Origin of the sequence: Pantoea sp. EKM101V (assembly GCF_011800325.1) — a bacterium.
GTDB classification, from domain to species: domain Bacteria; phylum Pseudomonadota; class Gammaproteobacteria; order Enterobacterales; family Enterobacteriaceae; genus Pantoea; species Pantoea anthophila.
The window spans coordinates 304,984-331,173 of record NZ_JAALFP010000003.1; the positions used below are offsets into that span (position 1 = coordinate 304,984).

Annotated in this window: 24 protein-coding genes; 16 read left to right on the plus strand and 8 right to left on the minus strand. The window is 58.6% G+C overall.

Going from position 1 to position 26,190, the window contains the following annotated elements; translation table 11 throughout:
* Positions 1 to 431: 431 nt before the first annotated feature.
* Complete coding sequence (gene proP, locus HFD92_RS07615; protein WP_167428663.1) at positions 432 to 1,898, plus strand: glycine betaine/L-proline transporter ProP; 1,467 nt, start codon at positions 432 to 434, stop codon at positions 1,896 to 1,898.
* A gap of 85 nt (positions 1,899 to 1,983) precedes the next feature.
* Here the strand turns inward: proP and HFD92_RS07620 are convergent, their stop codons facing one another.
* Complete coding sequence (locus HFD92_RS07620; RefSeq protein WP_167428664.1) at positions 1,984 to 2,574, minus strand: ABATE domain-containing protein; 591 nt, start codon at positions 2,572 to 2,574, stop codon at positions 1,984 to 1,986.
* Positions 2,575 to 2,752: 178 nt separating this feature from the next.
* On the opposite strand from HFD92_RS07620, the gene HFD92_RS07625 reads away from it, so the two are divergent.
* Positions 2,753 to 3,619, plus strand: coding sequence for an alpha/beta fold hydrolase (locus tag HFD92_RS07625; RefSeq protein ID WP_009093067.1), 867 nt, complete (start codon positions 2,753 to 2,755; stop codon positions 3,617 to 3,619).
* Positions 3,620 to 3,670: 51 nt separating this feature from the next.
* Here HFD92_RS07625 and HFD92_RS07630 read toward each other — a convergent pair whose 3' ends face one another.
* Together HFD92_RS07630 and HFD92_RS07635 are read right to left on the minus strand one after the other, a co-directional pair.
* A complete protein-coding gene (locus tag HFD92_RS07630) occupies positions 3,671 to 4,219 on the minus strand; it encodes a YbhB/YbcL family Raf kinase inhibitor-like protein (protein WP_167428665.1) in 549 nt (182 codons plus the stop codon).
* Positions 4,220 to 4,329: 110 nt separating this feature from the next.
* The gene (locus HFD92_RS07635) at positions 4,330 to 5,970 is read right to left on the minus strand and encodes a dihydroxyacetone kinase subunit DhaK (RefSeq protein ID WP_167428666.1); all 1,641 of its coding nucleotides are present in this window, start codon (positions 5,968 to 5,970) and stop codon (positions 4,330 to 4,332) included.
* Positions 5,971 to 6,234: 264 nt separating this feature from the next.
* Here HFD92_RS07635 and fucO point away from each other — a divergent pair, with 264 nt between their 5' ends.
* The 5 genes from fucO (at position 6,235) to glsB (ending at position 10,523) form a co-directional block, all read left to right on the plus strand.
* Complete coding sequence (gene fucO / locus HFD92_RS07640) at positions 6,235 to 7,383, plus strand: lactaldehyde reductase (RefSeq protein WP_167428667.1); 1,149 nt, start codon at positions 6,235 to 6,237, stop codon at positions 7,381 to 7,383.
* 304 nt (positions 7,384 to 7,687) lie between these two features.
* Positions 7,688 to 7,861 (plus strand): GhoT/OrtT family toxin, encoded by a 174-nt coding sequence (locus HFD92_RS07645; protein WP_009093071.1) that lies wholly within the window; start codon positions 7,688 to 7,690, stop codon positions 7,859 to 7,861.
* A gap of 103 nt (positions 7,862 to 7,964) precedes the next feature.
* The gene (locus HFD92_RS07650) at positions 7,965 to 8,135 is read left to right on the plus strand and encodes a hypothetical protein (protein ID WP_167428668.1); all 171 of its coding nucleotides are present in this window, start codon (positions 7,965 to 7,967) and stop codon (positions 8,133 to 8,135) included.
* A 170-nt stretch (positions 8,136 to 8,305) separates the two neighbouring features.
* Complete coding sequence (locus HFD92_RS07655) at positions 8,306 to 9,505, plus strand: MFS transporter (protein ID WP_111207313.1); 1,200 nt, start codon at positions 8,306 to 8,308, stop codon at positions 9,503 to 9,505.
* Positions 9,506 to 9,557: 52 nt separating this feature from the next.
* On the plus strand, positions 9,558 to 10,523 hold the full coding sequence (glsB, locus tag HFD92_RS07660) for a glutaminase B (RefSeq protein WP_167428718.1): 966 nt from the start codon (positions 9,558 to 9,560) through the stop codon (positions 10,521 to 10,523).
* Positions 10,524 to 10,795: 272 nt separating this feature from the next.
* On the opposite strand, the gene HFD92_RS07665 is transcribed toward glsB, so the two are convergent.
* Positions 10,796 to 11,734: a D-2-hydroxyacid dehydrogenase gene (locus tag HFD92_RS07665; protein ID WP_167428669.1), complete on the minus strand. Its 939-nt coding sequence runs from the start codon at positions 11,732 to 11,734 to the stop codon at positions 10,796 to 10,798.
* A 221-nt stretch (positions 11,735 to 11,955) separates the two neighbouring features.
* On the opposite strand from HFD92_RS07665, the gene HFD92_RS07670 reads away from it, so the two are divergent.
* The 3 genes from HFD92_RS07670 (at position 11,956) to HFD92_RS07680 (ending at position 14,952) form a co-directional block, all read left to right on the plus strand.
* Positions 11,956 to 12,348 (plus strand): DUF2946 domain-containing protein, encoded by a 393-nt coding sequence (locus HFD92_RS07670; protein WP_033736836.1) that lies wholly within the window; start codon positions 11,956 to 11,958, stop codon positions 12,346 to 12,348.
* A gap of 69 nt (positions 12,349 to 12,417) precedes the next feature.
* Positions 12,418 to 14,148, plus strand: a complete 1,731-nt coding sequence (locus HFD92_RS07675; RefSeq protein ID WP_167428670.1) for a DUF2534 family protein — start codon at positions 12,418 to 12,420, stop codon at positions 14,146 to 14,148.
* 126 nt (positions 14,149 to 14,274) lie between these two features.
* Positions 14,275 to 14,952 (plus strand): pirin family protein, encoded by a 678-nt coding sequence (locus HFD92_RS07680; RefSeq protein ID WP_167428671.1) that lies wholly within the window; start codon positions 14,275 to 14,277, stop codon positions 14,950 to 14,952.
* A 94-nt stretch (positions 14,953 to 15,046) separates the two neighbouring features.
* Here HFD92_RS07680 and HFD92_RS07685 read toward each other — a convergent pair whose 3' ends face one another.
* Positions 15,047 to 15,274 carry a hypothetical protein gene (locus tag HFD92_RS07685; RefSeq protein WP_009093079.1) on the minus strand — a complete coding sequence of 76 codons (228 nt, stop codon included), beginning with the start codon at positions 15,272 to 15,274 and terminating at the stop codon, positions 15,047 to 15,049.
* 171 nt (positions 15,275 to 15,445) lie between these two features.
* Here HFD92_RS07685 and HFD92_RS07690 point away from each other — a divergent pair, with 171 nt between their 5' ends.
* From HFD92_RS07690 to crtB, 6 genes are all read left to right on the plus strand, one after another.
* On the plus strand, positions 15,446 to 15,976 hold the full coding sequence (locus HFD92_RS07690; protein WP_167428672.1) for a YtfJ family protein: 531 nt from the start codon (positions 15,446 to 15,448) through the stop codon (positions 15,974 to 15,976).
* Between the two features lie 220 nt (positions 15,977 to 16,196).
* Positions 16,197 to 17,105, plus strand: coding sequence for a polyprenyl synthetase family protein (locus HFD92_RS07695; RefSeq protein ID WP_009093081.1), 909 nt, complete (start codon positions 16,197 to 16,199; stop codon positions 17,103 to 17,105).
* A gap of 9 nt (positions 17,106 to 17,114) precedes the next feature.
* Positions 17,115 to 18,407: a glycosyltransferase gene (locus tag HFD92_RS07700; RefSeq protein WP_150028997.1), complete on the plus strand. Its 1,293-nt coding sequence runs from the start codon at positions 17,115 to 17,117 to the stop codon at positions 18,405 to 18,407.
* Entirely contained in the window at positions 18,394 to 19,554 is a 1,161-nt protein-coding gene (crtY, locus tag HFD92_RS07705) for a lycopene beta-cyclase CrtY (RefSeq protein ID WP_167428673.1), read from the plus strand. Before HFD92_RS07700 ends, crtY begins: the two co-directional genes overlap by 14 nt.
* Positions 19,551 to 21,029, plus strand: coding sequence for a phytoene desaturase (locus HFD92_RS07710; RefSeq protein ID WP_046102889.1), 1,479 nt, complete (start codon positions 19,551 to 19,553; stop codon positions 21,027 to 21,029). The genes crtY and HFD92_RS07710 overlap by 4 nt, the downstream gene beginning before the upstream one ends.
* Positions 21,026 to 21,955, plus strand: coding sequence for a 15-cis-phytoene synthase CrtB (gene crtB, locus HFD92_RS07715; RefSeq protein WP_167428674.1), 930 nt, complete (start codon positions 21,026 to 21,028; stop codon positions 21,953 to 21,955). Before HFD92_RS07710 ends, crtB begins: the two co-directional genes overlap by 4 nt.
* Here crtB and HFD92_RS07720 read toward each other — a convergent pair.
* From HFD92_RS07720 to HFD92_RS07730, 3 genes are all read right to left on the minus strand, one after another.
* The gene (locus HFD92_RS07720; protein ID WP_009093087.1) at positions 21,894 to 22,421 is read right to left on the minus strand and encodes a sterol desaturase family protein; all 528 of its coding nucleotides are present in this window, start codon (positions 22,419 to 22,421) and stop codon (positions 21,894 to 21,896) included. The two genes, crtB and HFD92_RS07720, sit on opposite strands and share 62 nt — an antisense overlap.
* A gap of 190 nt (positions 22,422 to 22,611) precedes the next feature.
* Complete coding sequence (locus HFD92_RS07725; RefSeq protein ID WP_167428675.1) at positions 22,612 to 23,721, minus strand: fimbrial protein; 1,110 nt, start codon at positions 23,719 to 23,721, stop codon at positions 22,612 to 22,614.
* Positions 23,722 to 23,737: 16 nt separating this feature from the next.
* Positions 23,738 to 26,182 (minus strand): fimbria/pilus outer membrane usher protein, encoded by a 2,445-nt coding sequence (locus HFD92_RS07730; protein ID WP_167428719.1) that lies wholly within the window; start codon positions 26,180 to 26,182, stop codon positions 23,738 to 23,740.
* Positions 26,183 to 26,190: the final 8 nt, after the last annotated feature.

Sequence of the window (26,190 nt, forward strand, 5' to 3'; positions counted from 1 at the left end):
ACTGCCACTGCATTTATGCGTTAACTACCAACTAATCCTGCTATGGATATGCGGCGAACGGAAATATCGCGCTGCACCCCAGTCAAATGATCCGCAGATTACTCTGGTTGCCGGGTGAGACATTCTGGCGCGCGTCAGGCCTGGCGACGCCTGCTGGCCGGAATCATCCTGCGCCGGATGTTACGAAATGTTTATGGCCGTAAGCAGAGATGAATAAGATTACTATGCTGACTTTGTCAGTAAAAGTAGTTATTTCCGCTGAAAACTTGCAATACCTTACAATTGTGGTCTAAGGTTTGCCCCTGCGGTTAATTGCCGCTTCACTTAAAACTTATTCGGCTTCTTATAGCTTTCATTTCCACGGTTTCTTCTGACCCTTATTTTCGGCTGCGAAAGCTATAAGACTCCTTCATTCAGCAGTTGAGGAGTTTATGGACACCAGAAACAGATCGTCTGACCATGCAAAGAAACATTTCTGGAACAGGAAGCAAAAAGAGCTGACTGTTGATGACATTACCGTGATCGATAACGACATGCTGAAGCGTGCCGTTGGCGCAGCCGCGTTAGGTAATGCGATGGAATGGTTCGACTTCGGCGTTTACAGCTACCTCGCCGTCATCATCGGCAAGGTCTTCTTCCCGGACGCCAACAACGCCGTGCAGCTGATCGCCACCTTCGGTACGTTCGCTGCGGCCTTCCTGGTCCGTCCGATTGGCGGCCTGGTGTTTGGCCCGCTGGGTGACCGCATCGGCCGACAGAAAGTGCTGGCGATGACGATGATCATGATGTCGATTGGCACATTCTGCATCGGGCTGATCCCGGCCTATTCCTCCATTGGCATCATGGCACCGATCCTGCTGCTGCTGGCGCGTCTAATCCAGGGCTTTTCGACCGGCGGCGAGTATGGCGGCGCAGCGACCTTTATTGCGGAGTACTCCACCGATAAACGCCGTGGCTTCATGGGCAGCTTCCTGGAGTTCGGCACTATTGGTGGTTACCTGCTGGGTGCCAGCCTGGTGACGGTGATGACTACCCTGATGTCAAACGAGGCGATGATGTCCTGGGGCTGGCGCGTGCCCTTCTTTATCGCCGCGCCGCTGGGTCTGTTTGGTCTCTATGTGCGACTGAAGCTGGAAGAGACTCCGGCCTTCCAGCAGCACATGGAAAAACAGGAGGCGCTGGAGCAGAGCAAACCGCGCCTGACCCTGATGCAGATGCTGAGCAAATACCGTGCGCCGATGCTGAAATGTATCGGTCTGGTGCTGCTGTTTAACGTCTCTAACTACATGCTGACCTCCTATATGCCAAGTTATCTGACCGGCGTACTGGGTCTGCCTGAACTGAGTGGCCTGCTGCTGGTGATGGTGGCGATGTTTGTGATGATGCCACTGACGCTGCTGTGGGGCCGCTGGACGGACCGCATCGGGCGTCGGCCGGTGATTGGCTTTGGTGCGGTGGGTCTGATCCTGCTCGCGATTCCGAGCTTTATGCTGATCGGTTCCGGTAACATGTGGGCAGTATTCGGCGGCTTGCTGATTCTGGGCGTGCTGCACACCTGCTTCAGCGGCACCATGCCTTCAACGCTGCCTGCGCTGTTTACGACCGATATTCGTTACAGTGCGCTGGCCATTGGCTTTAACCTGTCGGTCTCCCTGTTTGGCGGAACCACCCCGCTGATTACGGCGTGGCTGGTAGATACCAGTAAAAACACCATGATGCCGGCCTACTACATGATGGGTGCAGGCATCATCGGTCTGCTGACTATTCTGACCGTCCGTGAAACCGCCCGGCAGCCGCTGACCGGTTCATCGCCAGCGGTGGCGACCAAAGCGGAAGCGCATCGCCTGATTGATAAGCTGCGCAAGCGCTCAAAACCTTCAGCGCCCGCCGCGCATTAAGCCTGAAAACACCCTGCTCTGCAGGGTGTTTTTTTATCTGACGCCTCTTCCTCTTTTTCCGGCATCACCTCAGCGCCCGGAGTCGTCATCCCTCTGACTTCACGCCTTGCCGGAAACGCGCCACTTTCGCCCGATTACCGCACAGCGCCATGCTGCACCAGCGACGGCGATGCGCTTTGGTACGATCGTAAAACCACAGGTTACAGGCGGGATGTTCACAAGCGCGTACCCGGCTGAAATCCGCCTGGGCCAGCAGGCTGGCAGCCTGTTCTGCAACCCGCCCCAGTCGCTGCATTGCGCTCTGAGCAGGATAAATCCGGCGGATCTGCAACGTCCCCTGCTCTGTGACGAGCTGCATATGGCTGATCGCCTCGCCCAGCCAGGCATTCAGCACCCGCACATCTATCGCTTCACCCGCCTTCTGTTGCTGCACCATGTCGCGAATGTTGTCGCGCAGCTGACGGGCAGCCTGCAACAGCGTGCCAGCTTCAGAGTGCGCTGCCGGGCCGTCTGTAGCCAGTCCGGCCTGCTGAAGCCATGCGTCAACATCCTCATCGGTTTGCCAGAAATCGTGCGGCTGACCGTCCACGATGGCGACGGTATTAATGAAGTCCAGCGCCGCATGATCGGCCAGAAACCACGGCCCCTGCGCGGTGGATGATTGTGTTTCTGCCATGTTAATGCCTCTCCTGGGAGTCTCGCCTGACACCAGTGTCATCGATAAAAGACGCATTATACAGTTACAAACAGACCATGTAACCACTTAAATCATCATTGACAGGTTACCAAAAGGCAGCATAATCAGCATCAGTAACCTCTAATAAACGAATTTACCAGTTACAGGAGTGTCAGCTATGACCGACCACGCTATTCAACATCGCTATCTGCAGGCCGATGGGGTCAATATCTTCTATCGGGAAGCGGGCGATCCTTCCCACCCGGTACTGTTACTGCTGCATGGCTTTCCCACCTCGTCACATCAGTTTCGTCACCTTATTCCTCTGCTGGCTGACAGGTTTCACCTTATCGCGCCCGATCTGCCCGGCTTTGGCTTTACTGACGTTCCCGCTGAGCGTCACTACAGCTGGACTTTCGACGCACTCGGTCAGACGCTGACCGCTTTCGTGGATGCGCTGGGTCTGAAACGTTATGCCCTGTATGTTTTCGACTATGGTGCCCCTGCCGGTCTGCGTCTGGCCCTCGCCCGGCCTGAGCGTGTCAGCGGACTGATATCGCAAAACGGCAATGCCTATCTGGAGGGACTGGGAGAAGCCTGGGCGCCGGTGCGTGCTTACTGGGACGACCCCAGCGAAGCTAAGGGTCAGGTGGTGCGCGACACCGTCCTGACGCCGGAAGCGATCAAGTGGCAATACACGCATGGCGTCAGCGATCCGCAGTTAATTGCGCCGGAGACGTATACGCTGGACACCCTGCTGATGGAGCGACCCGGTAATAAAGCGATTCAGCAGGCGCTGTTTCTCGATTACGCCAGTAATTTGCAGCGCTACCCGGAATTTCAGGCCTTTTTCCGTCAAAAGCAGCTGCCGACGCTGGTGATCTGGGGGAAACACGATCCCTTCTTTATCCCGCCGGGGGCAGCAGCCTGGCAGCGTGACAATCCGCAGGCGGTGGTTGAGATGCTGGATAGCGGGCATTTCGCGCTGGAGACCCATACTCAGCACATTGCAACGCGTATCCGGGAGATGTTCAGCGGCGACTGACAAAAGGGGCACAGAAGCTATCCGATACCGCCTCTGTGCCTCTCCCTTCCTTTATTCATTACTGAACCGGCCGACCGTACTGGCCGCGCCCAGCGCATGCCCCTTCAGCTGTGCAATCAGTTCCGCCTGGGTTAAACCCGCTTTTAACTGGCCCGGCGGCAAATCGGTGGCGATCAGCACAAAGTTATAGTGGTGCAGACCGCTACCCGCTGGCGGACAGGGGCCATAATAGTGTGTAGTTCCCGGCGTATTCTTTCCGCCGGTATACCCTTTCCCCTCCGTCAGGGCGCCCTGAGCAAACGATGAACGCGTGGGGGCAATGTTGTAAGCCACCATGTGGGTGACGCCCAGCCCCCTGGCCCCCACCGGATCGGTCATCAGCAGCGCCAGACTGCGGGTGCCCGCCGGAATAGCCGACCAGTTGAGTTCAGGAGAGACATTCTCACCGGTACAGGAAGGATTACTTTTATTAGCACCGGCAAACTTTTTGTCCAGCAGCGCATTGTCGCTGAAGTCCCGGGATTGCAACGTAAACACGGATGCCGCCAGCGTGGTCATGGGCAGAACGGCCAGCGCCGCCGCGCAGAGTAATTTTTTCAACCGTCACTCCTTATCAGATAGTACCTGAGAAAATTGTCCCGCTACATTTTGTCATTGCCTGCTTACTCTGACGGCTACGCAACAAAGGCCGCACAGCCGCGTCAGCATTTTCACTTCACTTTGTTCAGGGCCGTAAAGACGCGTGCGACCGCGACAGCACCCGGATCGGGCACGCCATTGAGGTTTGTGCTGTTCAGATAGGAGGAGCGACCCGCTTTTGCGGTTCCCATGGTGGCCGTCGCCTCACTGCCCTGCTGCGCCGCTTCTGCTGCCGCCTCCAGTGACTGGCCCGCCACCAGCGCCTCAATGGCCGGTTGCAGGGCATCGATCAGTGTCCGGTCGCCCGGCTTTGCCCCGCCATACTCCTTCATCTTCTCCAGCCCCTGCTGCAGGGCAACAGGCAGGGTATCGCCCTCCGCCAGTTGCTGGGCGGCAGCGGTAAAAAAGATCGCCATCAGCACGCCGCTGGAGCCGCCCATCACCGTCGCCAGCCGCTCTCCCGTGACCGCGAGCAGCTCGGGTAAGGCATTCAGTGGCAGCTGATTATCGGTACATTCGCGCTGGATCTGACGCGCACCCGCGGCAAAGGTCGAACCGGTATCACCGTCTCCGACCTGCGCATCCAGCCGGTTCAGCTCACTTTCGCAGGCCATCAGGGTTTCACAGATAGTGTTAACGTAAGCGGCAACCTGGGGGTTTGCAGAGGGCTGGACCGGGTGGGCTGAAGCCGGAGTGGCGGCACTTACCGGTTCCAGTGGGGCGATTCTCACTGGGGTTACCCAGCCGGTGACCTCAACCGGCGCGCAGAGGGCCTCTTCGAAGAGGGGAGTCAGCCTCATGCAGGTCACGGAAAAGCCTTTCATGTCCAGTGCGGTCATCAGCGGCGCAGGCCCCATCAGATAGTTACTGCCCCGGCTGAGCGGTGACGCAATCAGGTCCCGCGTCACCAGACTCATCTCCAGCGCGGACATACCGCCCAGATTATTCACCAGCAGCGCGCAGGGTTCCTCATTCTCCGGCATCACCTTCTCCAGCAGCTGCTGAACAATCTGCTGACTGTTCTGGCTCTGCATCACCTCAACACCCGGTTCTCCGTGAATGCCCAGTCCCATTTCGACACTGCCTTCCGGCACCCGCTGGCTGACCGGCTCATCCGGCAGATGGCAGCCGGAGAGCGCCACGCCCATCGACGCGATGGCCTGGCTGGCCGCCTGCGCGGCCGCGGTGACCGCCGCCAGGTCGTCACCCCGTTCGGCGACGAAGCCCGCCACCTTGTGCACCAGCAGGGTACCGGCCAACCCGCGCGGCTGAGGATTCTCCGGCAGGGCCACATCATCACCGACAATCACCATGTTGACGCTGTATCCCGCCTTACGCGCCTTCTCTGCCGCCAGGCCAAAGTTAAGCCGATCGCCGGTGTAATTTTTTACAATCAGCAGGCATCCGGCTTCCCCGGTAAGATTGACGATGGCGTGATACACCGCGTCTACGCTGGGTGAAGCAAAGAGATCGCCACAAACGGCGGCCGTCAGCATCCCTTTACCGATAAATCCGACATGCGCCGGTTCATGTCCGGCTCCCCCGCCGGAGATCAGCGCCACCTGCTGTTTCTGCCAGTCCCTGCGCATGACAATGCGGATTCGCGGCGCGACCTGTAGCCGCACCAGATTGCGCCACGGGCTGGCGTAAATCATGCCATCTAACGCGCTGTCGACGAGGTCGTCCTTGTTATTCAGTACAAATCGGGTCATCTCTCTATTCCTCATGGGCGTGCGAAGGGGAAGTAAACAAGTGTTGCACATAACCGCCAGACGGGGAGAAATCCACTGCGAAACCCGGCGTATCAGCCCGTCTCGTTCAGCGCCTGGCGCGGCATCAGGCAAAGGCATCGCGCCACTCCTGACTAATTTATTGATTTTTATCAAATATCTTTATCCGAAACTGAGAGGTTCTGCGCAGAACCCTGATAGGGAATGGTGGAAGTTAGAGCGCATTCACAAACAGAGGATGTTTTTATGACTCAACGTATGATTCTGAATGAAACGGCCTGGTTTGGTGCCGGCGCGTTACGCCATCTGCCGGAAGAAGTAGAGCGTCGTGGAATGCGCAAAGCCCTGATTGTTACTGACCGTGCACTGGTGGCAGCGGGTGCGCTGAAGCGGGTGACCGATCGGCTGGCCAGCCACCAGCTTGCCTGGACGGTGTACGATGAGGTGGTGCCCAATCCCACCATTCGGGTGGTGCAGCAGGGCGTGGCGGCCTTCAGGGCATCGGGGGCAGACTATCTGATAGCGATCGGGGGCGGTTCACCTCAGGATACCAGCAAGGCGATCGGTATAATTATTAACAATCCCGAATTTGAAGATGTGCGCAGCCTGGAGGGCGTGGCCCCCACCCGCCATCCCTGCGTTCCGATTATCGCTATCCCGACCACCGCAGGCACCGCCGCTGAAGTCACCATCAACTACGTTATTACCGATGAAGAGAAACGCCGTAAGTTTGTCTGTGTCGATCCGCATGCCATTCCGAAAGTCGCGATTGTTGATGCGGAAATGATGGCGAGCATGCCCGCCTCACTGAAAGCCGCAACCGGTATTGATGCACTGACCCACGCGATTGAGGGCTATATCACGCGTGGCGCCTGGACGCTGACCGATATGCTGCATCTCAAAGCCATTGAGATTATCAGCCAGTCACTGCGCAAGTCGGTGGCGGGGGATCCCGACGCGGTGGAGCAGATGGCGCTGGGACAGTATGTCGCCGGGATGGGTTTCTCCAGTGTCGGACTCGGGCTGGTTCATGGCATGGCTCATCCGCTGGGCGCCTTTTATGATGTGCCACACGGCATTGCTAACGCCATTCTGCTGCCGCAGGTGATGGCGTGGAATGCCGCCTGGACCAGCGAAAAGTATCGCGACATTGCGCGCGCAATGGGCGTGAAGCAGGTCGACACCCTCTCGCTGGAGCAGGCGCGGGAGGCCGCGGTTGATGCCGTTCGTCAGCTCTGTCGGGATGTGGGCATCCCGCGTTCCTTACGTGAAGTGGGTTTACAGCAGGCTGATATCCCGGCCCTGGCGCAGGCCGCGCTGGATGATGTCTGTACCGGTGGCAACCCGCGCACGCCCGATCTTGAGGCGGTGATGGCGCTCTACCGTCAGAGTTAACGCGCGCCAGCTTATCCGCCGCTGACGTCAGGCCCGCTCACGCCAGCGGGCTTTTTTATCGTGCTGGATCTGTCGCGATTCGCCAGGGCGGATAAAGCCAGTCAGCGCGGTGACGGCCGGGGTTTTCTCGATTTTCTGATGCCCGTTTCAGCCTGAAATCGCCCGCGAGTTTTCTGCAGGTTGCGGTGCATGCGCCACCTGACCGGATAATTTCTTTAGATGCTAAACCCTTAGTCACTTGATCTGGATCACAAAAATCCGCATCATGCGCAGCGAAAACCTTTACGATGCTGCGGAGATATTGATGACACTGTACCAGGGTATGCTGATTTTTTATGCCGTTGTTGCACTGTTCGCTACGCTGATCACCTTCTTCATCGCCAAAGATAAGCTCAGCATTAAACTGCTCAGCGCCTTTCTGGTGGGTGCCACCTGGCCGATGAGTTTTCCCGTCGCGCTGATGTTCGCGCTGTTTTAATTGACATTTTCGCCTTACCGACCACACTCAGATTAGACGTCATTGACCCGCTCTGCGCCGATCGCTGATGTCGGCTTGCTCATCACTCATATAAGGAGCGGATATGCGCGTAATCAGTGTAGCGATTCTGATTTCCCTTCTCAGTGCCTGCAGCGGACCCTGGGGCGCCGAAAAACCGGTCCCGGCGGCAGAAACCCGTCAGCAGACCTGCCAGCCTGGCACCAATCCCAGCCAGAATGACTGCGGTCACTTTCCCGAACCGGAATTTCACTGACACACCCGCACACTGTGTTACGGGATCGCATTTGCGCTATTTCATCGCATACCAAGGCTTTACACGCCGAGGGCCGGTCAGTAAAGTAGCGCCCAGACATCATTTCTGATGCGTAAGCGTTAACGTCAACCAACGCCCCCGCAGCGCTGCTGCCTGTGATGATCCCTGCCATGAAGCCTCTGCAACTTAGTGTTAAACCTCATGCTGCGCTCTCCGGCGCCTCATTTTTTTTATTTGTGCTGCTGCTGACCGCAGCCAACCTTCGCGCACCGGTGACTGTGGTCGGCCCGGTTCTGCAGGATATCCGTCAGACCTTTGGACTGAGTGCCGGTGAAGCGGGTCTGTTCAACTTTATTCCCCTGATCCTCTTTGCCCTGCTTGCGCCACCAGCCGCCTGGCTCGGTAATCGCATCGGACTCGAACGCAGCCTGTGGGGTGCACTCTGCTTGATGACCGCGGGTTCCCTGTTGCGCTGGCTGCCTGTGGAGGCGGCGTTATGGGGCGGGACCCTGCTGCTCAGCGCCGGGATTGCTGCCGCCAACGTCCTGCTGCCCCCGCTGATTAAACGCGATTTTACCGCCCATACTGCCCGCTATATCGGGCTTTACGCCGCCACCATGTCGATTACTGCCAGCCTGGCCTCCGGGATTGCCGTTCCGCTGAGCCAGCTTTCCTCCGCAGGCTGGCGACTGTCGCTGGTGGTCTGGGCGATCCCAGGGCTGATTGCGCTACTGGCCTGGCTGCCACTGCTACGCCAGCGTCCGTTAAAGCAGGCATCCGGCGAGACGACAGTTCTCCATCGCCATCCGTGGCGCTCGGCAGGCGGCTGGCAGATTGCCCTGTTTATGGCGCTGCAGTCGCTGGCCTTTTATACCCTGATCGACTGGTTTACGCTATTCGCCCAGGACCAGGGTTTCAGTCAGGCCACGGCGGGCTGGCTGCTGTTCTGGTATCAGGCCATCGCGATTGTCGCCAATCTTGGCTGCATGATGGCGCTGAAGCGGGTGAAGGATGCCCGCCTCACCGCCTTCATCGCCTCGTCGGCTATCTTTCTCGGCATGCTGGGGCTACTGCTTAACCCGCTGTGGGCGGCGATCTGGCTGACCCTGGCCGGTCTGGGCGCAGGCGCCTCACTGGTGCTCTGCCTCTCCCTCTTTAATCTGCGGGCCAGCAATCATCGTCAGGCTTCACAGCTCTCCGGTATGGCCCAGTGCGTCGGCTATGCGCTGGCCGCGCTCGGTCCTTTGTTGTTTGGCGTGCTCCATGAGCAGAGCGGAAACTGGACGATCCCCTTCAGCGTACTGGTGCTGCTGAGCCTGCTTCAGATGCTGCTGGCCCCCCTGGCCGCACAGTCAAAACCCATCAGCTGAACGTGCGGCCATGCCGCCATCAGACCTTAACAATATGATCTGCCGGTCGCTGATGCACAGCATCAGCGACCGGCGGGAAGCGACAGGAGAAGCGAGTGTGTCTGAACTGAATAATGCGCTGTTACAGGCGATCCTGGATGAGGTGCGTCCGCTGGTTCATCAGGGAAAAGTGGCGGACTATATCCCCGCGCTGGCCGATGTGGCCGCAGACCGGCTGGCTATCGCTGTCTGCCTGCCTGACGGCACCCTCTTTCAGGCGGGCGATGCCCAAACGCGCTTTTCGATTCAGTCGATCTCTAAAGCGCTGTCGCTGACCGTGGCGCTGACCCGCTATGACGATAGCGAAATCTGGCAGCGGGTCGGAAAAGAGCCGTCGGGTCAGCCTTTTAATTCGCTGGTGCAGCTCGAACTGGAACAGGGTAAACCGCGTAATCCCTTCATTAATGCGGGTGCCCTGGTGATCTGCGACCTGCTGGAAACCCGGCTGACCGCGCCGCGTCAGCGTATGCTGGAGATTGTCCGGCAGCTGAGTCAGCAGCCGGACATCAACTATGACCGCCACGTTGCCCGTTCCGAGTTTGAACACTCGGCCCGCAACGCGGCGATTGCCTGGCTGATGAAGTCGTTCGGGAATTTCGATAACGATGTGACCAGCGTGATGCAGACCTATTTTCACTACTGCTCACTGTCAATGAGCTGCGTTGAACTGGCACGCACATTTATCTATCTGGCGAATCAGGGCCGGACGCTGGATGGCAGCCAGATGATTACCGCGCGTCAGGCGCGCCAGATTAACGCGCTGATGATCACCAGCGGGATGTACGATGGCGCAGGCGAATTTGCCTGGCGGGTCGGTATGCCGGCAAAGTCAGGGGTAGGTGGCGGGATCATTGCCATTATTCCCGGTGAGATGAGCATCGCCGTCTGGTCACCCGGACTCGATGGCGCGGGTAATTCCCTGGCCGGCACGGCGGTGCTGGAGTTACTGACGGAAAAGCTGGGTCGCTCTATTTTCTGACCCTGGGACCCGACGAAGTAGAGTAGTCATCTGTGCAAGGCGGTATGATGATGAACAGGCACGACGACTCCGGACGCCGGGGAGTGGGATCATAGTCTGCATAACAGACTGAGAGCATGTCTCAGTCTGTTTGACGGATATCCGCCAGTTCCGCTTCGCTCAGCCCGGTCATTTGCAGAATGGTATGGCGGTCCATACCGCTTTTCAGTGCAGAAAGCGTCTTGCGCCGCCCCATGCCGAAACTGCCGAAGATGCCCCCACTCAGACCAGGTTCAGCTCACTACGTTAATCGGCTCGCCCTGAAGAGAGGCGGCGATATTTTTCATCACCCCCTTCACCAGATTCTCTGCGCCGCTGCGGCTTGCCCAGGCAATGTGCGGTGTCAGCAGCAGACCCGGCAGATCCGCCAGCAGCGGATTATCGGCAGCAGGCGGTTCGCTACTCAGCACATCCAGCGCCGCTCCGCCGATGACGCCCTGCGCCAGGGCAGCCGCCAGATCGGCTTCATTGATTAATCCGCCACGCGCGGTATTGATCAGCAGCGCCTGCGGTTTCATCTTAGCCAGCGCCTCACGGTCAATCATCTGTCGGGTCTGATCGCTTAACGGACAGTGCAGTGAAATCACATCGCTGGTGGCCAGCATCTGCTCAAAGCTGACATAGCCGTCACGCACAGTCTGACTCCCTTTGCGCTCGGCGAACTGGACCTGCATCCCCAGCGCCTGCGCCAGCCTTCCTACCGCCTGACCGATTTCGCCCCGGCCCGCGATACCCAGCATGGCCCCGCCGATATCCTGAATCGGCCGACGATGCAGACAGAAGTGTTGCGCCTGCGGCCAGTCCCGGCGGGTGGTGCTGGCATAGTCAAATAACTGCCGGCGCAGCGCGAAAAGGGCTGCAATTACCGCCTCGGAGACGCTCTGCGTGGAGTAGCCGGGCACATTGCTGACGGTGATCCCGCGATCGCGACAGGCGACGAGATCGATACAGTCATAGCCGGTTGCGGCAACACAGATAAAGCGCAGATCCGGCAGTTGCCTGAGTGTGGCGGCGCGTAACGGAACTTTATTGGTGATCGCGATAGTCGCCCCCTGCAGGGCAGACACGATCTCATTAACCGGCGTGTGTGTGCGGATCTCCCACTCACCCTGGAGCTGTTCGATCGGCAGTGAGAGCGGCAGCGTATCGCCATCCAGCATAACTATTTTCATTATCTGTCCTTAATTGCTCAGAGTGTCATCCACAGGCTCAGCCGTGATGTTACCTGTATGTGTTCAGCGGGTAACAACTAAGTTAAATGAAGCTGAAATTAAAGTGAATATGTTCAAAGAGTGCGAATTTCTTTGCTTCAGCAGCCACTTTATTTAACCCTTTTATTCCCTTCGCGTTACACTGCCGCCCGGAAATTTGTCCCATTGTGCCTGTGTAAATGATGCCGAAATGCTTATTCAGACAACGACTCACAGCCGGTATTGCGATACTGGCCGTGCTGCTGTTGTTTGTTGCACCGATGGTCTCTAAAAACCTTGCGGCAGATCATGCCAGGATGCAGCACGTCAGCATGAGCGCAGAGATGCCGATGATGCATCATCACGGCGAGATGTCCATGATGGACCCTGTGATGATGTCCGATGCAGGCTTTGCCTGCGGATACTGTGATTTACTGGTGCATGTGCCCCTGATGCTCTGGAACTTTGTCCCGTTCATCTGGTGGATGTGCCTCATCAGTCGCGCCCCGCCGCCCCGAGCGGTCACGCCGCTCCGGCGGCGGCGAACGCTGCGCCTTCATCGCCCCCGGGCACCGCCCTGTTACGCATCACACTGACACCATAACATTTCGATTGCGTGACAACGTCACCCGATCGCCCCTGTCTTTTGAAAAGTGTGGAATGCTATGTCCTCTTATCAGGAAACATCCCCTGCACCACGCGGCACGCTGTTTAATCTGCTACGCCGCCTGCATTTTTATATTGGTCTGTTTATTGCGCCGTTCATTTTCATCGCGGCCCTCACCGGTACGCTCTACGTTCTGACTCCGCAGCTGGAACAGGCGATCTATCACGATGCCCTGACGACTCGTGCGCAGGGCGAGCCGCAGGCGCTCTCCGCGCAGGTTGCCGCTGCACGGGCCTGGGCAGGCCAGTCAGTGCACATCTACGCCGTACGTCCCGCGCCGGGTCCCGGGGATACGACGCGGGTGCAGTTCACTGCCGCGGATGCGGGTCCCTCTGAGTCACGCTCGGTGTTTATCGATCCCTATACCCTGCAGGTCAGGGGGGATATGACCGTATATGGCACCAGCGGCGTGCTGCCGCTGCGCATGTGGCTGGATCAGCTGCATCGTGGCTTGTTACTGGGCGATTTCGGCCGTAACTACAGTGAACTGGCCGCGTCCTGGCTCTGGGTCGCCGCGCTGGGCGGGCTCATCCTGTGGGCCGGTACCCGCCCTCCCCGTACCCGAAAGAACGTCCGCAGCGGGTTTGCCGCCGTGCGTCACTGGCACGTCACGCTGGGACTGCTGCTGGCCCTGGGCCTGATCTTCTTTTCGGTGACCGGGCTGACCTGGTCGCAGTGGGCGGGCAGCAACATTGAAAAGATGCGCAGCGACCTGAACTGGAAAACGCCGCAGGTGAAAACCGCGCTGAACGGTGACGCCCCGGCTGAATCTGCCGATCCCCACGCAGAGCATCGCGGCGCAATGGAAGGGATGACCATGTCGGGCATGACGATGCCCGCTAAGACTCCCGCGCGGGTCATTCCTAATCAGCCGGATGCCCGCTGGGATCAGGCCCTGTCTGCCGCCCGTCAGGCAGGACTGAAGGCGGCAAAACTCGAACTGCGCCAGCCCAAAAACGCCGGACAGGCATGGACGGTTTCGGAGATCGACCGCAGCTGGCCAAGTCAGGTGGATGCCGTTTCACTTAATCCGGCCGACTTCACCGTGGTCGACAAAGTGGCGTTCGCCAGCTTTCCGCTGGTGGCGAAACTGACCCGCTGGGGCGTCGATGCGCACATGGGTGTGCTGTTCGGCCTGCCTAATCAGCTGATTCTGGCGCTCTTTGGCTTCGGACTCTGCACGATGATTGTGCTGGGCTACCGCATGTGGTGGATTCGTCGTCCGGCGGTTCCGCAGCTTAACCCATCACAGACGCTGTTAACCGCCTGGCTGGCGCTGCCACGCTATGCGCAGGGCACCAGCCTGATTGTGATGCTGGCGCTCGGTTATGCCCTGCCGGTCATGGGCATCAGCCTGCTGCTGTTTCTGCTGCTGGATATTCAGCGCTGGCGCAGCGCCCGGCGTCGCAGCCAGGCCCGCACCGAGATTGCACCCGACAAGCAGTCGCCGCTGGCGATCGTGCAGTCCCGCTTCGCCGTGAAGCGCAAAGAGATGCGCTATTTTCTGCGCAGTGTGACGGTTCTGGCGCTGATTGTGATCTCGGTGATGGCGAATGCGATGATAGGCGGCGTGATTGATCAGTATCAGATCCCCTTCAGCCACTGGTCGCTGACGATGTATATCACGCAGGCGATGATGATTCTGCTCTACTCCACGGTCTTTACCGGACTGCTGTCGATTCCACTCTGGTATTTCTTCCTGGGTGAAAGCGATGAGCAGGGCAAATAGGCTGTCGCCTCCGCTGGCAGTCTCTCCTTCAACATAACTGACGAAGCCGGGCAAATTTCCCGGCTTTTCATTCTCTCACTAAAGGCTATGATCGTTGTCACTTACCCTTCTGTTTAAAGGCAAATCATGAACATCCTGCGTGCTAATCCTGAACAGCTGTTTGAGTACGGCCCCTTTACCGTCCGCCGTCAGCGACCTGGCGAGGCGCTAAGCCCGCTGGTCAGCGTTGACCTGATGACGCTGAAGCTGGATGCCCGGATCCCGATGCAGCAGCACTGGAATGAAGAGGTTTTTACCTATCTGTGGCGGGGATCGATGCAGCATCAGGACAGTAACGGCGAGCGGACCCAGCTCTCCGCTAAGCGGGTGATGGTGGTCAATGCGGGTGACGGCGTTCAGTACGAAGAGTCGGTGCCTCTGTTTGAAGCGGAACTGTTACAGGCGGTTATCCGTCCCGCCCAGCCTGGGGGTGAAGCGATGACCCAGGTGCTGGAGCGCGATCAGGGCATTATGAGTAATGGCTGGACCGAACTGGCCGGGCCGGAGGAGTCAGACGCCCCGCTGGAACTGCGTCAGGCAGCCTATATCTATGACACCCTGCTGGAGCGCAACCACACGCTGGACGTGCCCGCTCTGTCGGGCTATGTGGCTTATCTCGTCGTGCTGGAAGGCAGCATTCGTATCGGCGAGGCGCGACTGGGTCGGGGTGATGCGGTCAGCGGGCTGGTGGCCGGGAGTGAAATCACGGGTGACCGGGATGCCAATCTGGTCTGCTTTCTGATCAGGCCCGATCACGCTGCATAAAAAACGCGCTGCCTTTCCCGGTGAGGTCGCAGGCAGCGCCACGCTTCAATTAAAAGCGCCGCGCGGGACGATTCCCGTGCGGCGATCATCTTCCTTACTCCCGGTTACGGGGCTGCTTCGCCTGAACCCGTTTATAAACGTGGTCAAACTGACGCACATCGTCGAGTAACCAGTGGCGCTGCGTCAGCGGCGCATCATCCAGTGCCTGCGGCAGCGGCACCCCATCCAGTGAACCCCGACAGCAAAAGGCGCGCGCCAGGGTCGGCGTGGCAATACCAATGTAACGGGCAAATTCAGGCAACGTCATCAGTGCAGCACTCATCTTCCACCTCCGGCAATTAACTTTCCTCTGCATTCTCAGGCTAATTCTTTACTGCTTTTATTGATCTGAAACATGGATGTGGTACTAATCTTCTGCCTGCTGATGAGAAAGCTCGCCTCGCCCACCGCAAACCGAGAAAGAAGTGAGGAACCTGTGCGCCATTATGGATTGATGATAGCCCTGCTGTTTTCCGGCGTTGCGTCCGCCCACACCCTGACACCCGGCCAGCCGGTTCCGCCGGTCTTTGTGGCCGATAAAGGCGAAATGGTCCTGAATCAGGGCGATATCAGCTACCAGCGCTGGAACAGTCAGGCGCTGACCGGCAAAGTGCGGCTGGTGATCCATGTCGCGGGCCGTCTTTCAGCCAAAGAGCAGAGTGCTGCCCTGATTGAGGCCGTTCAGCAGGCCAGTCTGCCGCGCGACCGCTTTCAGACCACCACCATCGTGAATACCGACGACGCCCTGCCCGGCAGCGCCATTTTTGTGGTGCGCAGCATCGCCTCCAGCAAAAAAGCCGCTCCCTGGCAGCAATTCATCATCGACAGCAGCGGCGTGACGGCGCATAGCTGGCATCTTCAGCCAGAAAGCGCAGCCGTCGTGGTCGTTGATCAGCAAGGTATTGTGCGCTTCGCTAAAGATGGCGCATTATCTGCTGACAACGTCACCAGCGTGATGAAACAGCTACGGGCATTGCTGGGCTGATAACCGCTTAGTTTTCACCCGGCTGACGCCGCAAATTGCGGAATGCTCCTGAATTTCCCGACATTTTTTATTACCGTAAGCTACGCTTAGTTGTAATGGATTTACCCGCCGTTCTTTGAAAACCTGCCCACTATGCCGGGGCAGCCGGGGACGATGATTGAAGATGGCATCGAATCATTTCGACCTGCTGTGACTTCCTCTGTAGATAAGGACAGCCCTGATGACGGTCTGCGCAGAAAAACACGTCAATGTCATACACAGCGATGCAGCGATTCTGTTGAACGATATCGAGCAACGGCTCGATCAGCTTTTACCGGTCGACAGTGAACGTGACCTGGTCGGCGCGGCAATGCGTGACGGCGCGCTGGCGCCGGGAAAACGTATTCGTCCGCTGCTGCTGCTGCTGACCGCGCGCGATCTGGGGTGCAATGCCAGCGCAGCCGGTCTGCTTGACCTCGCCTGCGCGGTTGAGATGGTGCACGCCGCTTCGCTGATCCTGGACGATATGCCCTGCATGGATGATGCGCAGCTGCGGCGCGGACGCCCTACCATCCATTGTCAGTATGGTGAACATGTCGCCATCCTCGCTGCTGTGGCCCTGCTGAGTAAGGCCTTTGGTCTGGTCGCCGTGGCAGAGGGCTTAACCGCCAGCGCCAGAACGGACGCGGTTGCAGAGCTGTCTCAGGCGGTTGGGATGCAGGGGCTGGTGCAGGGGCAGTTCAAGGATCTCTCGGAGGGAGATAAACCCCGCAGCGCCGACGCCATTCTGATGACCAATCACTTCAAAACCAGCACCCTGTTCTGCGCCTCTATGCAGATGGCCTCTATCGTCGCGGAAGCCCCCAAAGAAGCCCGCGAACAGCTGCACCGCTTTTCGCTGAATCTCGGTCAGGCGTTTCAGCTGCTGGACGATCTCACTGATGGAATGAGTGACACCGGTAAAGATGCCCATCAGGATGAGGGAAAATCGACGCTGGTGAATCTTCTCGGCGCAAAAGCGGTGGAATCGCAACTGCGCGACCATCTGCGCTGCGCCGGAGAACACCTGCTCTCCGCCTGCCGCGACGGTTACGCCACCCATCATTTTGTTCAGGCCTGGTTTGAGAAAAAACTCGCTGCCGTCAGTTAAGGATGCTGCATGAGCCACTTTGCGGTTATTGCACCGCCCTTCTATAGCCATGTGCAGGCGCTTCAGCATCTCAGCCAGGCCCTGATAGCACGCGGACACCGTATTACCTTTATTCAGCAGACGGACGTCAGCGCACTGCTCACCGACCGCCGCATCGGCTTTTTTCCGCTGGGCTTAACCTCGCATCCTGCCGGGAGTCTGGCGCATACCCTGCAGCTGGCTGCACACCCCCTTGGCCCGTCGATGCTGAAACTGATCAGTGAGATGGCGCGCAGCAGCGATATGCTCTGTCGCGAACTGCCGGTGGTGCTGAATACGCTGGCAGTGGATGGCGTGATTGTCGATCAGATGGAGCCTGCCGGCGCGCTGGCCGCTGAAGCACTCGATCTGCCTTATGTTTCGGTGGCCTGTGCCCTGCCGCTTAACCGTGAAGCGGATTTCCCGCTGGCAGTGATGCCGTTTGACTATGGCACCAGCGACCAGGCGCGCGAACGTTATCGTGCCAGTGAAAAAATCTACGACTGGCTGATGCGCCGCCACGACAGGGTAATCGCCCGTAACGCCCATGCAATGGGGCTGTCACCGCGGGAAAAGCTGCACCACTGTTTTTCTCCGCTGGCACAGATCAGCCAGCTGATCCCGGCGCTGGATTTTCCCCGTCAGGCGCTGCCCGACCATTTTCATGCTGTTGGCCCGCTGCGCGCCCCGGACGCGCCCCAGGCCGCACAGCCGCGCTATTTTCCGCATGGCAACAGGCCGCGCATTTTTGCTTCCCTCGGCACCCTGCAGGGACACCGTTACGGCCTGTTTAAAACGATCGTCCGCGCCTGTCAGGAGATCGACGCGCAGTTACTGCTGGCCCACTGTGGCCGCCTGTCGCCGTTTCAGGCGGAGAAACTGGCGCAGGCCAGTCATGTTCAGGTTGTCGATTTTGCTGACCAGGCCGCCGCGCTGGCCCAGGCTGACCTGGCCATTACCCACGGCGGCATGAACACGGTGCTGGATGCGATTAACCATCTGACGCCTCTGCTGACAATCCCGCTGGCCTTCGATCAGCCGGGCGTGGCAGCCAGGGTGGTCTGGCACGGTATCGGGCGCCGCGCCTCACGCTTTACCACCAGCCACGCCATGGCCCGCCAGCTTCAGACCTTACTGACGGATACGCACTATGCTGAGCAGATGAAGCCCCTGCGCGCCGCGCTTCGTCAGGCGGGTGGTGCCTCGCTGGCAGCGGATATCGTCGAGCAGGCGATGCTGACCCGCCAGCCCGTGCTGAACGGGAGTGCCTATGCCACGGTATGATCTGATCCTGGTGGGCGCGGGGCTGGCCAACGGGCTGATTGCGCTGCGCCTACGCCAGCAGCGCCCGTCGCTGCGCATACTGCTGATTGACGCGGAGAGTCAGCCTGGCGCCCATCACACCTGGTCCTTTCATGCAGACGACCTGACTGAAGCGCAGCACCGCTGGATCGCCCCGCTGGTGGTGCATCACTGGCCCGGTTATGAGGTGCGCTTTCCGCAACGTCAGCGCCATCTGAACAGTGGCTATTTTTGTGTCACCGCAGAGCGCTTCGCTCAGGTCATGCGTGATCACTTTGCCGCTGACCTGCTGCTGAATACGCGTGTCGCAACGCTCGATTCACACTCGGTTACGCTGGAGGATGGGCGGGTAGTGGAAGCGGGTGCCGTGATTGATGGCCGGGGCTACCAGCCCGATGGCGCGCTGCGCATGGGCTTCCAGTCGTTTGTCGGCCAGGAGTGGCAGCTGGGTGCTCCACACGGGCTGACCGCGCCAATTATTATGGATGCCACGGTTGACCAGCAGGCCGGCTATCGCTTTGTCTACAGCCTGCCCTTTTCGGCCGATACGCTGCTGATTGAAGACACCCATTATATCGACCGCGCCACGCTGGACGGTGAACGCGCCCGCCAGAATATTCGTGACTATGCGGCGCAGCAGGGCTGGCAGCTGGCCCGTTTGCTGCGCGAGGAACAGGGTGCCCTGCCCATCACGCTGACAGGCGACGTTGACGCATTCTGGCAGAAGCGTGACCTGCCGTGCAGCGGCTTACGCGCCGGGCTGTTTCATCCCACCACCGGCTACTCACTGCCGCTGGCAGTGGCGCTGGCTGATCGGCTGGCGGAGATGCCCGTAATGACATCGGCCTCACTCAACGCCACTATCAGACAGGTGGCCTCCCAGGCCTGGCAGCAGCAGCGCTTCTTTCGCATGCTGAACCGGATGCTGTTTCTGGCGGGGCCGGCCGGGCAGCGCTGGCAGGTGATGCAACGTTTTTATGGCCTTCCCGAAGGTCTGATCGCCCGTTTTTATGCGGGAAAACTTACTTTGCCTGATCGGCTGCGTATTTTAAGCGGCAAGCCCCCGGTCCCCGTACTGGCGGCGTTACAGGCTATCATGACTCCTCACCGTCAACAGGCGATGCAATGAACAGAACGACAGTAATTGGCGCAGGCTTTGGTGGTCTGGCGCTGGCGATTCGCCTTCAGGCGTCAGGCATTCCCACCCGACTGCTGGAGAAGCGCGATAAGCCAGGCGGCCGGGCGTATGTTTATCAGGACCAGGGATACACCTTTGATGCCGGCCCGACGGTGATCACCGATCCCAGCGCGATTGAAGAGTTATTTACGCTGGCGGGTAAAAAGCTCGCTGACTATGTTGAGCTGCTGCCGGTCAGGCCCTTTTATCGTCTCTGCTGGGAGTCCGGCAGGGTCTTCAGTTATGACAACGATCAGCCCGAACTGGAAGCGCAGATCGCCGCCTTTAATCCGCGTGATGTCGAAGGCTATCGCCGTTTTCTGGCTTACTCCCGCGCTGTGTTCGCCGAAGGCTATCTGAAACTGGGCACCGTGCCGTTTCTCTCGTTCCGCGACATGCTGCGTGCCGCGCCGCAGCTGGCAAAACTGCAGGCCTGGCGCAGTGTTTACAGCAAGGTGGCAAGCTACATTGAGGATGAACACCTGCGTCAGGCGTTCTCCTTTCACTCGCTGCTGGTCGGCGGCAATCCCTTTGCCACCTCCTCCATCTACACGCTGATTCATGCGCTGGAACGTGAATGGGGAGTCTGGTTCCCGCGCGGCGGCACGGGCGCACTGGTGCAGGGCATGGTAAAACTGTTCGAGGATCTGGGCGGCGAAGTGGAACTGAATGCCAGCGTGGCCCGACTGGAAACGCAGGAAAACCGGATTACGGCCGTCCATCTCGAAGATGGCCGGGTACTCCCGACCCGCGCCGTCGCCTCCAACGCAGACGTGGTACACACCTATCATGATCTGCTGCGTCAGCATCCCCCTTCTGTGGCTCAGGGAAAGACACTGCAGAACAAGCGCATGAGCAACTCCCTGTTTGTGCTCTATTTTGGCCTGAATCATCATCATGACCAGCTGGCTCACCACACCGTCTGCTTCGGCCCGCGCTATCGTGAACTGATCGATGAGATCTTCAATCGTGATGGCCTGGCCGAGGACTTCTCGCTCTACCTGCATGCCCCCTGTGTCACCGATCCCTCACTGGCTCCGGAAGGCTGCGGCAGCTACTACGTGCTGGCCCCGGTGCCGCATCTCGGCACGGCTGATATCGACTGGGCGGTTGAAGGTCCGCGCCTGCGCGACCGTATTTTTGACTATCTGGAACAGCACTACATGCCGGGCCTGCGCAGTCAGCTGGTGACGCACCGCATCTTTACGCCGTTCGATTTCCGCGATGAGCTGAACGCCTATCAGGGCTCCGCCTTCTCGGTTGAACCCATCCTGACCCAGAGCGCCTGGTTCCGGCCACATAACCGCGATAAACACCTCAGTAACCTCTACCTGGTCGGCGCAGGCACGCATCCGGGCGCAGGCATTCCTGGCGTGGTGGGCTCGGCGAAAGCCACGGCAGGATTGATGCTGGAGGATCTGGCTTGAACAGTCCGTCACTGCTCGATCATGCTGTAGAAACTATGGAAGTGGGTTCAAAAAGTTTTGCCACGGCATCGAAACTGTTCGATGCCAAAACCCGACGCAGTGTGCTGATGCTCTACGCCTGGTGCCGTCACTGTGATGATGTGATTGACGATCAGGTGCTGGGCTTCAGCAACGATACGCCGTCGCGACTCTCCGCCGAACAGCGTCTGGCGCAGCTGGAGACAAAAACCCGTCAGGCTTATGCCGGGTTGCAGATGCATGAGCCTGCCTTTGCGGCCTTTCAGGAGGTGGCGATGGCGCACGATATTCTGCCTGACTACGCCTTTGCTCATCTGGCCGGTTTTGCGATGGATGTGCGTGAGACGCGCTATCAGACCCTGGACGACACGCTGCGCTACTGTTATCACGTGGCGGGCGTGGTCGGTCTGATGATGGCGCAGATCATGGGGGTGCGCGACAGGGTCACGCTGGATCGCGCCTGCGATCTCGGTCTGGCGTTTCAGCTGACCAATATTGCCCGGGACATCGTCGAAGATGCGGCCGCAGACCGCTGTTATCTGCCTGAAGCGTGGCTGGCTGAAGAGGGGCTTACACGGGAAACTCTGGCCGCGCCGCAACACCGTCAGGCGCTAAGCCGCGTCGCCCGTCGCCTGGTTGAAACGGCGGAGCCCTACTATCACTCGGCCACGGCAGGTCTGCCAGGCCTGCCGCTGCGATCGGCATGGGCAATCGCAACCGCGAAGCAGGTCTATCGTAAAATCGGCATGAAGGTGATTCAGGCAGGGCCAGCGGCGTGGGATCAGCGCCTGTCCACCAGCACACCCGAGAAACTGGTCATGCTGATGGCGGCGTCAGGTCAGGCGGTCACTTCCCGGATGGCGCGTCCTGCTCCACGCCCCGCTCACCTCTGGCAGCGCCCCGTTTAACGCCGTGACGTTCACGCAGCGTCGCCTGCAGTTTTGACAGCGGTGGCGCATAGAGGAAGCCAAACGAGACACACCCCTCTTTTCCGCGCACCGCGTGATGCATCCGGTGCGCCATATAGAGCCGACGTAAATAGCCCCGGCGCGGAACATAGCGGAAGGGCCAGCGCTGGTGAACCAGGCCGTCATGAACAATAAAGTAGAGCAGGCCATAGAGCGTCATTCCGGCGCCGATCCACTGCAACGGCCAGACGCCCGTGCTGCCCAGCCAGATCAGTAAAATCGACAGGCCCGCGAACACCACAGCATAAAGATCGTTAACCTCGAACCAGCCCTTGTGCGGCTCATGATGCGACAGATGCCAGCCCCAGCCCCAGCCATGCATAATATATTTGTGCGCCAGCGCAGCCGTTATCTCCATGCCGATCACGGTGACCAGAACAATCAGGGCATTCCAAATCCACAACATAGCTTCTCCCGAACATGCATCCTGCAAAGTGGCGCAGAGGTTCAATTTTAACAGAGATTGGCCAAAACAGCCGGGCGGGTTTGGCGGGTTTTAACAATTACTGCAGATGATAAAGCGGATAACCCAGGTAGCCGGACCCGGAAGGGAAACCGGTCGCCATAACCGGTGAATCCGCGTCAGCGGCAACGGCTCAGTTATACACCAGATTAAAGGTGACGGTCCCGTCCGCTTTACCCGCCATCACCTGGCTGTCGGTCTGAATATATTGGGCATTAAACGACATCGACTTCGCCTGATTGGGTGAGGAGACGGTAGTCAGCACCGGCAGCTGATCGGTCGGCACATTCAGCGGCACGCGCTGGCCTTCTGCGACCTGCAGACCGGGCCCATAGGTCAGGGCAATGCCCACCCCTGACGCGGCGTTACTCTGTGGTGTCAGGCTGATGGCATCCTTGTCGCCAGCGGTCGCCATGCCAAAAAAGCCCACTTTGACTGCGGCGCTGTGTTCGCACATCACCTGAATCTGAAAACTTTTTTCGCTTCCCGCCCGGCTGCCGATGCCGGTGAACTCCGCCTTACTCACTTTTCCCATCTCCACGTTAATCGCAGACTGGGATGTGACAACGGCACAGCTGCCATATTGCACCGTGAAGCTGGAGAGAAAGAGCTGCGGCTTGTCGTTAATCGGCTGGCTGCTGGCCGCACTGTTCCCCACCTTTAAGCTGGCATTACCGATGTTTACCTCACCGACATTAGCAGGCTGGTTGCCTGGATTCAGTGGTGAACGCTGCCCCGGAATTTTGTAAAACACCACATAGGACTGCAGTTTGATGTCGTGTGCCGCATTGAACTGTGGACTGACCTGCGAGTTACAGATCGAACTGGTTTTGCCTTTGCCGGTAGTGTCGAAAAAGCCGCTGTTGCAATATGAAGGCTCTTTAAATCCGATCGCGAATCCGATGCTCTCAACACCCGGTACGCGATAGATTGGCGTCGTGTGCCCTCCCGCAATTGAGGTCTGTAATCCTGACTCTTCAGCATTAATCTGAAACCCCATATCTTTCCAGGCATAGCCCTGCTCACCGCTGTTTTTATTGCAGGTAAAGGCATTCGTACTTTGCACGGGCATCTGCGCAGAGATGGGGGTGCCGTCAGCGGCGCCCGGCACATAATTGACGTTATGCACCTGCACGACCACCTGGCTTACCCCCTGACACGACTCCTGGGCCAGAGAGGGCCAGCAGACCAGTGCCGGGATGAGCAGCACGATCCCTTTAATGACACGCTGAATTGATTTCATCTGAAACTCCTGTGAATTACTGGCAAACCGCAGAGACCAGTCTGACCGGATTCGTGCCGCTGGCGTCAGACAGGCGGAACGGCGCGCGACAGCTTTTCTGTTTCCCCTCTTCCTGCCACTTCACTTCAACCGTCCCCTGAGCGGGCACACCGCTCAGATAGAGTTCGCCCTTTTCTGCGACAATGCCGCTTGTGCTGCTCTGATTCCCCCCGGCATGGATTGCAATCTGCCCTGTGGCACCAAAAGGCGGGAAGGTATGCTGCCTGGTAAGCGTGAACAGCACCCGGTTCCCCACATGGGTCGCGTAGTCAGCCAGCACAATCGCCCCGCGGGTCGGGATAGCCGTTTGCCCATCCAGTTCCACGTCTACATTGTCGGGCAGCGTTTCAGTTTCCAGCTCGATGGCATTTTCATGATACGGCGAGAGTGAAGGCACAATTGCATAGCCGCGGCCGTCCGTGAACACATTGCTGCCGCTCTGGATACCCACATTGGCGGTATCCGAAACCCGGACAATCGCGAAGGTATCCCCCAGCGGCTGGCTTAGCGTCACGCCGTGCACATGGGCCACGATCCCGCCCGAGAGACCATAGCTGTACTGCGTACTGTGACGATCATGACCAACTCCGACACTGACGCTGCCCTGACTGCCGCGATAGTCCAGCGAGCCGCTACTGTTCACATTCTGCCCCTGACTGTCGTGGCCCTGCTGCAGGGTGTAGTGCAGGTTATTGTTCTGCAATGCACTGCCTGACAGGCCGACCTGCTGCGAGACATCCCCGCGATTGCTGGCATTCATGCTGTAACTGACCGAACTGTCCGGCAGTAAGGCACTCAGTGGAACCGAAATATTGAAGGAGATAGCGCGGTCAGCTTTCCGGGCCTGGGTCGAGTCGGTGTAAAACCAGGCCACGCCCCAGGAGATGGCTTTATAATTGCTGTAGAAACCCAGATGCAGGGTGCGGTCGTTTCTGTTTGATCGCCAGTAGCGCTGCATATAGGCAGACGCACTGAGACTGCCAGCGTCACCGATACCCTGGGAGACGGCAATTTCTGAACGACTGCGCTTGTTATCGACAAAACTCGCCGGGCTGGTGAGCGCATTGGCTTCGCTGAAGGCATAAAATCCGCTGGAGGAGTAGCGATAGCTGGCCATGCTGAAAGTGGTATTCGTGGAGGCAAAATTTTTCTGATACTGTGCGCGCACGGACTGACCACTTCGGCTCAGCCCCTGCGGTAACCGGGTGCTGGCGAAGGTCACATCCATTCCCAGCGAGCCGAAATCACCCAGACTCTTGCCCAGCCCCGCCGCCACAGCATGATAGTTTTGCGCGAGCTGTACGCCACCAAAGGCAGTAAAGTCATGCGGCAGCCCGTAAAACAGCGTGGACTGGACAAATTCAGGTGAGCGCAGATTGTGACTGCCTGAATAGTGATAACGACCACCGCTGACGCTATATTTCAGATGTCCCTGACGCAGCATATAAGGCACCGCAGAGTAAGGCTGGGTGAAGGTGCGCACCGAACCATCGCTTTCATGGATAGTGATATCAAGATCGCCGCTCTGAGCGGTGGGATAGAGATCTTTGATCTCGAAAGCACCCGGTGCGACCACGGTTTCATAAATCACATAACCATGCTGACTCACCGTCACCCGTGCATTACTGTGGGCAATGCCATGGATCACCGGGGCAAAGCCGCGCTGACTTTCGGGAAGCATGGTGTCATCAGACATCATCTGCACCCCCCGAAACTGCACGCTGTCAAATACGTCACCTGAGGTGTAGGTATCACCGACCCGGAACTGGCTTTTCAGCGTCTTAAGATCCCGCTCCAGCCAGGTCGTCTGAGACTGCCAGTGACTGACCAGATCGTAGCGCCAGCTGGACGTGTTACGCAGACGCCATGCGCCAAGATTAGCCCCGCTGCGCAGGCTCAGCAGCGTCGAGTTCCAGTGGTCATTCTGATTGCGGCCGCTGCTGCCAGAGAGGTTATAGTCCACGAAAGCCGCTGATACGCCCTCATCCCAGCTGGCGGGATCGACATAGTCACGATCTTTCATCTTCAGGGCAATCTGCGGAATGGAAAGGTTTAACTGCTGGTGCGCAAAATCGAAGTCACTTGAGGCATCGGGAATATAATCGCCCAGCTCAGCAATCGCCTCATCTTTCTTCAGGTGGCTGAATGCAGAGAAACCCTCAACGTTTACCCCCATCGCGGAGAGATCGGCTACCGTCAGCTGGGGAATCAGCCCGTTTTTACCCTCAATAAAAGAGACATCACGGCTATCGATCACTCTGTTGTTGAGCAACAGCGAGACATGATAGGTGCCGGGCTGCTGGCCGCCCTCACGGGCGAAATAGTGCAGATCGGCGGCCGTGTGTTGATCGGATGAAAACTCCAGCGCCGCCGGATTAAAGTAGTCGTCGGCGCGGGCAGCCCGCAACGGGCAGAACACCATCAGTATCA